Source organism: Zoogloea sp. (assembly GCF_028693495.1).
Taxonomy (GTDB): Bacteria; Pseudomonadota; Gammaproteobacteria; order Burkholderiales; family Rhodocyclaceae; genus Zoogloea.
On record NZ_JAQUVG010000010.1, the window covers coordinates 47282 to 53929 of the forward strand.

Genomic DNA, 6648 nt, shown 5'->3' on the forward strand with positions numbered 1-6648 from the left:
CCCCCCATGGCCCGGATGCCCCTGCGCATCCGGGCCCGGACAGGAAACCGATCATGATCGAGAAACTGGTCACCGGCCTGCAGCGCTTCTTCTTCCGCCACCGGCTTCTCACCCTGGCCGTGCTGCTCGCCTTCACCGCCCTGATGGGCGTGTTTGCCGCCCAGCTGCGGATGTCGGCGGGCTTCGACAAGCAGCTCCCCCAGGACCACGAATACGTCCAGACCTTCAACCAGTACCGGGACGTGCTCTTCGGCGCCAACCGCATCATCGTGGTGGTGGAGGCCCGGAAGGGCGACATCTGGAACGAAAAGACCCTCACCAAGCTCCACGACGTCACCCAGGCCCTGTTCTTCCTGCCCGGGGTGGACCGGCGCACCGTCACCTCCCTGTGGACGCCCAACACCCGCGCGGTGCAGATCACCGAAGAAGGCATGAAGGCCGAGGACGTAATTGGCGGCGACGTCACCGTCAAGTCCCTCACCCCCGACAACATCGCCGCCATCCGGGAGCGCACGGTGATCGGCGGCTTCATCGGCAACCTGGTGGCCAACGACAGCTCCGGCGCCATGGTCCTGGCCGAACTGGCCGACCCGGACCCGGCCACCGGCCAGCGTCTGGACTACTTCGAGTTCAGCCAGAAGCTGGAACGGGAACTGCGTGACGCCTTTGCCGACGGAGACACCCAGATCCGCATCATCGGCTTTGCCAAGCAGATGGGCGACATCTCCGAAGGCGCCACCAGCGTCGTCGAGTTCTTCGCCCTGGCCTTCCTGCTCACCGCCGCCGCGGTGTACTGGTACACCCGCTCCTGGGTGCTCACCTTCCTGCCCATGGCCTGCTCCCTGGTCTCGGTGGTGTGGCAGTTCGGCACCATCACCCTGCTCGGCTTCGGGCTCGACCCCCTGGCCGTGCTGGTGCCCTTCCTGGTGTTTGCCATCGGCGTCTCCCACGGCATCCAGCAGGTGAATTACATCGCCAAGGAGGTCATCAACGGGGCCGACGGCTTCACCGCCGCCACCCGCAGCTTCACCGGCCTGCTGGTGCCCGGCACCCTGGCCCTGATCACCGCCTTCGTGGGCTTCGCCACCCTGGTGCTGGTTCCCATCCCGATGATCCGCGAGCTGGCCATCACCGCCTCGGTGGGCGTGGCCTACAAGATCGTCACCAACCTGATCATGCTGCCCGTGCTGGCCAGCTACTTCTCCTTCGACGCCCGCTTCGTGGCCCGCGCCGGCAGGATGGAAGCCATGCGCAACCGCATGATGGCGGGTCTCGGGGTGCATATCGCCAACCCCCGCAATGCCCTCCTGGGCACCCTCATCGGCCTGGCGCTGCTGGGCGTGGCGGTCTGGCAGAGCCAGGGCCGCCATGTGGGCCACGTGCTCCCCGGCGCGCCGGAGCTCCACGACGACGCCCGCTACAATCAGGACGTGGAGGCCGTGGTGAGCCGCTTCGGGCTGGGTCTGGACCTGCTCACGGTGGTGGTGGAAACCCCCAGGGACGGCTGCTACCAGCACGAGGTGATGGCTTATGCAGATCGACTCACCTGGTATCTGGGCAACGTGCCCGGGGTGCTCTCGGCCCAGTCCCTGCCCACCCTCACCAAGCTCGCCGCCTCCGGCGTGAATGAAGGCAACCCCAAGTGGGCCTCCCTGCCCCAGGAGGAGCTGACCCTCGGCGAAGCGGTACGCCAGGTGCCCGAAGGCCTGCGCCTCTACAACGCCGACTGCACCCTGCTGCCGGTCAATCTCTACCTGACGGATCACAAGGCCAGCACCATCAAGCAGGTGGTCGAAGCGGTGAAGGTCTACCGCGAAAGCAATCCCTTCCCCGGGGTCACGGTGCGCCTGGCCAGCGGCAACGCCGGCGTGCAGGCTGCCACCAACGAAGTGGTGGAGCACTCAGAGCTGCCGATGATGCTCTATGTGTACGCCACCATCCTGGTGCTGGTGTTCCTGGTGTATCGGGACTGGCGGGCCATGATCGCCTGCTGCGTGCCCCTCACCCTGGCCACCTTCCTGGGCTACTGGTTCATGAAAGCGCTGGACATCGGCCTCACCGTGGCCACCCTGCCGGTGATGGTGCTGGCCGTGGGCATCGGCGTGGATTACGCCTTCTACATCTACAACCGCCTGCAGATGCACCTCTCTCACGGGGAGGACATCGTCACCGCCTTCAAGCAGGCCCTGCGCGAGGTGGGGGTGGCCACCGTGTTCACCGCCGTGACCCTGTCCATCGGCGTGGCCACCTGGTCCTTCTCGGCCCTCAAGTTCCAGGCCGACATGGGCATGCTGCTCACCTTCATGTTCATGGTGAACATGATCATGGCCATCACCCTGCTGCCTGCCCTGGCCGTCGCCATCGACGTGCTGATCCCCCGCCGTGGCCCGGTCCGGGCCCCCCTGATGATGCACTGACGGAGACCCCGACCATGAAACTCCCTACCCTGACTGCGGCCTGCGCCGCCGCCACCCTGATGGTGGGGGTCGCGGTGGCCACCACCCCCCGCCCCGCCGATCCCCCGGGCGAAGTGCCTGCCATGCAGGCCCGCCTGGCAACCCAGGCCAGCCTGGTGGCTGTCGCCCAGGCCGGCGATGCCCTCATCGCCGTCGGCGATTACGGCACCGTGATCCGCTCCACCGACGGCGGCCGGCACTGGTCCCAGGCCCAGCGCGTTCCCGTGAGCACCCTGCTCACCGGTGTCAGCTTCATCGACGCCCAGCACGGCTGGGCCGTGGGCCACGGCGGCGTGATCCTCGCCACCACCAATGGCGGCGACACCTGGCGTCTCCAGCACGTGGCCGAGCAAAAACCCGTGCTGCTGGGTGTGCATTTCAGCAATGCCACCACCGGCTACGCGGTCGGCGCCTACGGCTCCGCCCTGCGCACCGACGATGGCGGCCAGACCTGGACCCCCATGACCGTCGGCGAAGGCCGGGATGCGGATCTGCACCTGAACCACCTGTTCCAGGGCCCCGACGGCAGCCTGTTTGCCGCTGGAGAAGGAGGCGCCGCCTTCCGCTCCCGGGATGGGGGCGAGCACTGGACGCGCCTCGACACAGGGGTGAGCGGTTCCCTGTGGAGCGGCCTGGCGCGCCAGGACGGACGCATCGTGCTGCTCGGCATGAGCGGCCGGGTTCTGGAAAGCGCCGACGGCGGTACCCACTGGAAGGTGCTCGAGAGCGGCACCAGCCAGTCCCTCACCGGCGGGCTCGAAACCCCCGACGGCGCGCTGCTCCTGGTGGGCAGCGGCGGCACCGTCGTGCAAGGCCAGGGCGACACGCTGCGTACCCGCATCCGCGACGACCGGCAGAACCTCGCCGCCGTGGCCCTGGCCGGCGGCCAGCGCATCCTGCTCGGCCAGAGCGGCCTCATCTCTGACACCCCCACCCCCTGAGCCCACCCGGGAGACACCATGCTGGAACGACTGAAAGACCTGCTGCGGGGCGAACTGCAGGCAGAAGCCACCGAGCGGGGCCCCTTCGAGCGGCGCCTCATTGCCGTGGCCGCGCTGCTCCTCGAAACCATGTACGTGGACCGGGTGGCCTCCCCGGTGGAGCACCAGGCCGTCCGACGCCTGCTGGCAGCCCACTTCCACCTGCCCCCCGAGGAGGTGACCGCCCTCCTCGCAATCGCAGACCAGCGCTACGCCGAAGCCCTCGACGACTGGGAATTCGCCGAAGCCGTGCGGGTCGGCTTCGGCCCGGCAGAACGCCAGGAAATCCTCACCCTGCTCTGGGAAGTGGCCTACGCCGACGGGCTGGAACGCCTGGAAGACCGTCTCATGAGCCGCATCGCCCACCAGCTGGAGCTGGACGAACACGCCATCGCCGATGCCCGGGCCACCGCCAGTGCCCGCGCCGGCGTACTCCGGGGCACCCCGGGAGAACAGTGATTTCCCCAGCCCCCTTTTCATGCCCCACACCCATCACAACAGGAGACACCCCATGAACACCTTCCACGGCATCGCCCTCCATGCCAGCACCGCCGACTTCCTGGCCCGGCCCCGCCGCCTGCTCATCGACGGCGCCTGGCAGGACGCCGCCAGCAGTCAGACCCTCCCCGTCACCGACCCCGCCAGCGGCGACGTCTTCTGCCACGTCCCCGCCGGCGATGCTCCCGACATCGAACGGGCCGTGCAGGCCGCCCGCCGGGCCTTCGAGCAGGGCGACTGGGCCCGCATGCGCCCCATCGACCGGGAACGCCTGCTCCTGCGCCTGGCCGACCTGATGGAAGCCAACGCCCAGCAGCTGGCCGAGCTGGAAGCCATCGACAACGGCAAGCCGGTGAGCATGGCCCGCGCCGTGGACGTGGCCCTCTCCATCGACTTCATGCGCTACATGGCCGGCTGGGCCACCAAGATCGAAGGCGCCACCATGGACGTCTCGGTTCCTCTGGTACGGGACCGGGAATTCTTCGGCTTCACCCGCCGGGAACCGGTGGGCGTGGTGGGCGCCATCATTCCCTGGAACTTCCCCCTGCTGATGGCCGCCTGGAAGCTCGGCCCCGCCCTCGCCTCGGGCTGCACCATGATCCTCAAACCCGCCGAGGAAACCCCCCTCTCCGCCCTGCGCCTGGCCGAGCTGGTGCAGGAAGCCGGCTACCCGAACGGCGTGCTCAACGTCATCACCGGCCTAGGCCACACGGCCGGCGCCGCGCTGGCCGGCCACAAGGGCATCGAGAAGGTTGCCTTCACCGGCTCCACCGAAGTGGGCAAGCTCGTGGGCAAGGCCGCCCTGGACAACATGACCCGGGTCTCCCTGGAGCTGGGCGGCAAGAGTCCGGTGATCGTCCTCGACGACGCGGACCCCACCCAGGCCGCTGCCGGCGCGGCCCAGGCCATTTTCTTCAACCAAGGGCAGGTGTGCACCGCCGGCTCCCGCCTCTTCATCCACAAGAGCCGCTTCGAACAGGTGGTGGAAGGGCTCGCCGGTATCGCCAACAGCATGCAGATGGGCCCTGGCATCCACCCGGACACCCAGATCGGCCCCCTCGTCTCGGCTGCCCAGCAGCAGCGGGTCATGGGCTACATTGACAGCGGCTACCAGCAAGGCGCCCGTGCCGCCGCCGGCGGCAGCACCGGCGACGGCCAGGGCTACTTCGTCCGGCCCACCGTGCTCGTGGATGTCCACGACGACATGCGCGTGGTGCGCGAGGAAATCTTCGGCCCCGTCGTGGTCGCCCTCCCCTACGAGGACCTGGATGAAGTCGCCCGCCGCGCCAACGACACCCCCTACGGCCTCGCCGCCAGCATCTGGTCCAACGATCTCTCCCGCGTGCACCGCCTCATCCCCAGGATCAAGGCCGGCACCGTGTGGATCAACTGCCACAACATCCTCGACAACGCCATGCCCTTTGGCGGCTACAAGCAATCGGGCATCGGCCGCGAAATGGGCCGCGCCGTGCTCGACCTGTACACCGAATCCAAGTCCGTGGTCATGATGCTCTGAAAAATCCTGGCGCCCCTGCGCCCTCTCCCTTCCATCAGCCCGGTGGAAGGAGCAGCCCCGCCTGGGCCCTGGCGGGGCAGGAGGCCTCCGCGCAGGTGGCGACAGAAAACACATCGACAAAGTAGGTCATCGGGTAGGCCTTTTACTCTGTCAGCGCCTTCAGGAGCGCATCGCGTGCATCCTGGTAGAACTCGATATCGAGCTTCGTGGCCATGTCATCCGAGAGGTCGAAGAGCTGGCGCCGACAGGCAACCGGCAGCAGCAAGGACTTCGCCCCTTTCTCAACGGCCTGCTCGGCCAGGGTGACCGCGTTGTGTATCGGCTCGATGGTTCCACCGAGCGTGACTTCGCCCACCACGATGAGGCCGCCACGCACCGACTTTCTGAGGAGCGCACTGGCCAGCGCGATGAGGCACGCTACCGAAGTCTTGGCGCCGCTCTTGGCCGCATCGAAGCCGCGCAGCTGCACCGAGAACTCATGGGCCCTGGGGTCACGGTCGCCCACCAGTTGCGGGGCTCGTGCGTACAGGTTTTGCTCGGCGCAGCGGATTGACTCCTTGAACGCCGGCGGGACGGGGTTGTTCAGCACGCGGACCCCGCTGCCCGGGCCTTCGGTCACTTCCAGCCGGAACAACCCGGCATGCTCATCCTGGCCCCCGGGGCTGAGCGTCCAAATCTGCCCGCACTCCAGGGGCTCGTCACCGATACCCGCCTGGAGCCTGTCCTGAACCATGCCATAGCCCACGAATCTTAAGGGTATGGCATGGTTCAGGACAGGCTCTATGAACTGCGTCACTCCTCCACCGCTCGTTCCGGGCCGGTCAATGGTGCGCGGATCCGCTTGACGCACTGAGCTGCCAGTGCAGGCGCATGCGCTCCTCACGCCCGGCCACCTCGAAGCCCGGGGGCTTGATTCCTCCCTGGGGGGGCAACCTCAAGCCACCAATGACTTTTGCCACATACCAGGCACCACATACGAACTTGACGGAGGCAGGGCTTCCACTCAGCATGTCTACCTTGGCTCCAGGTACGTGCAGGGTGGCGAATTGCCGGCATGGACCCTGCCCATGTCTCTCAAGAAACAAAACTAGCCTGGGCGGTTTTCATGCGGCTGCCCCGATGGGGTTGATCTGGAACCCGAGCGCGGTGGCTCGGCGTTTGAGTGCAGCGATGCTGCGCTCGCGTTGCAGTTCTTCGT

Annotated in this window: 5 protein-coding genes; 4 read left to right on the forward strand and 1 reads right to left on the reverse strand. The window is 67.5% G+C overall.

The features are described 5' to 3' along the window. Positions 1 to 53: 53 nt before the first annotated feature. Genes PHD22_RS03340 through PHD22_RS03355 form a run of 4 tightly spaced genes read left to right on the forward strand, consistent with a single transcriptional unit; the run spans position 54 to position 5450 of the window. Complete coding sequence (locus PHD22_RS03340; RefSeq protein WP_299862267.1) at positions 54 to 2417, forward strand: efflux RND transporter permease subunit; 2364 nt, start codon at positions 54 to 56, stop codon at positions 2415 to 2417. A gap of 14 nt (positions 2418 to 2431) precedes the next feature. Further along, positions 2432 to 3397 (forward strand): YCF48-related protein, encoded by a 966-nt coding sequence (locus tag PHD22_RS03345; protein WP_299862270.1) that lies wholly within the window; start codon positions 2432 to 2434, stop codon positions 3395 to 3397. A gap of 18 nt (positions 3398 to 3415) precedes the next feature. Further along, the gene (locus PHD22_RS03350; RefSeq protein WP_299862273.1) at positions 3416 to 3895 is read left to right on the forward strand and encodes a TerB family tellurite resistance protein; all 480 of its coding nucleotides are present in this window, start codon (positions 3416 to 3418) and stop codon (positions 3893 to 3895) included. 52 nt (positions 3896 to 3947) lie between these two features. After that, entirely contained in the window at positions 3948 to 5450 is a 1503-nt protein-coding gene (locus PHD22_RS03355; RefSeq protein ID WP_299862275.1) for an aldehyde dehydrogenase family protein, read from the forward strand. A gap of 142 nt (positions 5451 to 5592) precedes the next feature. Here PHD22_RS03355 and PHD22_RS03360 read toward each other — a convergent pair whose 3' ends face one another. Continuing rightward, positions 5593 to 6246: a S16 family serine protease gene (locus PHD22_RS03360; RefSeq protein WP_299862277.1), complete on the reverse strand. Its 654-nt coding sequence runs from the start codon at positions 6244 to 6246 to the stop codon at positions 5593 to 5595. Positions 6247 to 6648: the final 402 nt, after the last annotated feature.

What these genes read in the sequence shown, in the direction of transcription:
- PHD22_RS03340 (WP_299862267.1), top strand. Translation starts at nt 54, where the DNA reads ATGATCGAGAAACTGGTCACCGGCCTGCAGCGCTTCTTCTTCCGCCAC.
- PHD22_RS03345 (WP_299862270.1), top strand. Translation starts at nt 2,432, where the DNA reads ATGAAACTCCCTACCCTGACTGCGGCCTGCGCCGCCGCCACCCTGATG.
- PHD22_RS03350 (WP_299862273.1), top strand. Translation starts at nt 3,416, where the DNA reads ATGCTGGAACGACTGAAAGACCTGCTGCGGGGCGAACTGCAGGCAGAA.
- PHD22_RS03355 (WP_299862275.1), top strand. Translation starts at nt 3,948, where the DNA reads ATGAACACCTTCCACGGCATCGCCCTCCATGCCAGCACCGCCGACTTC.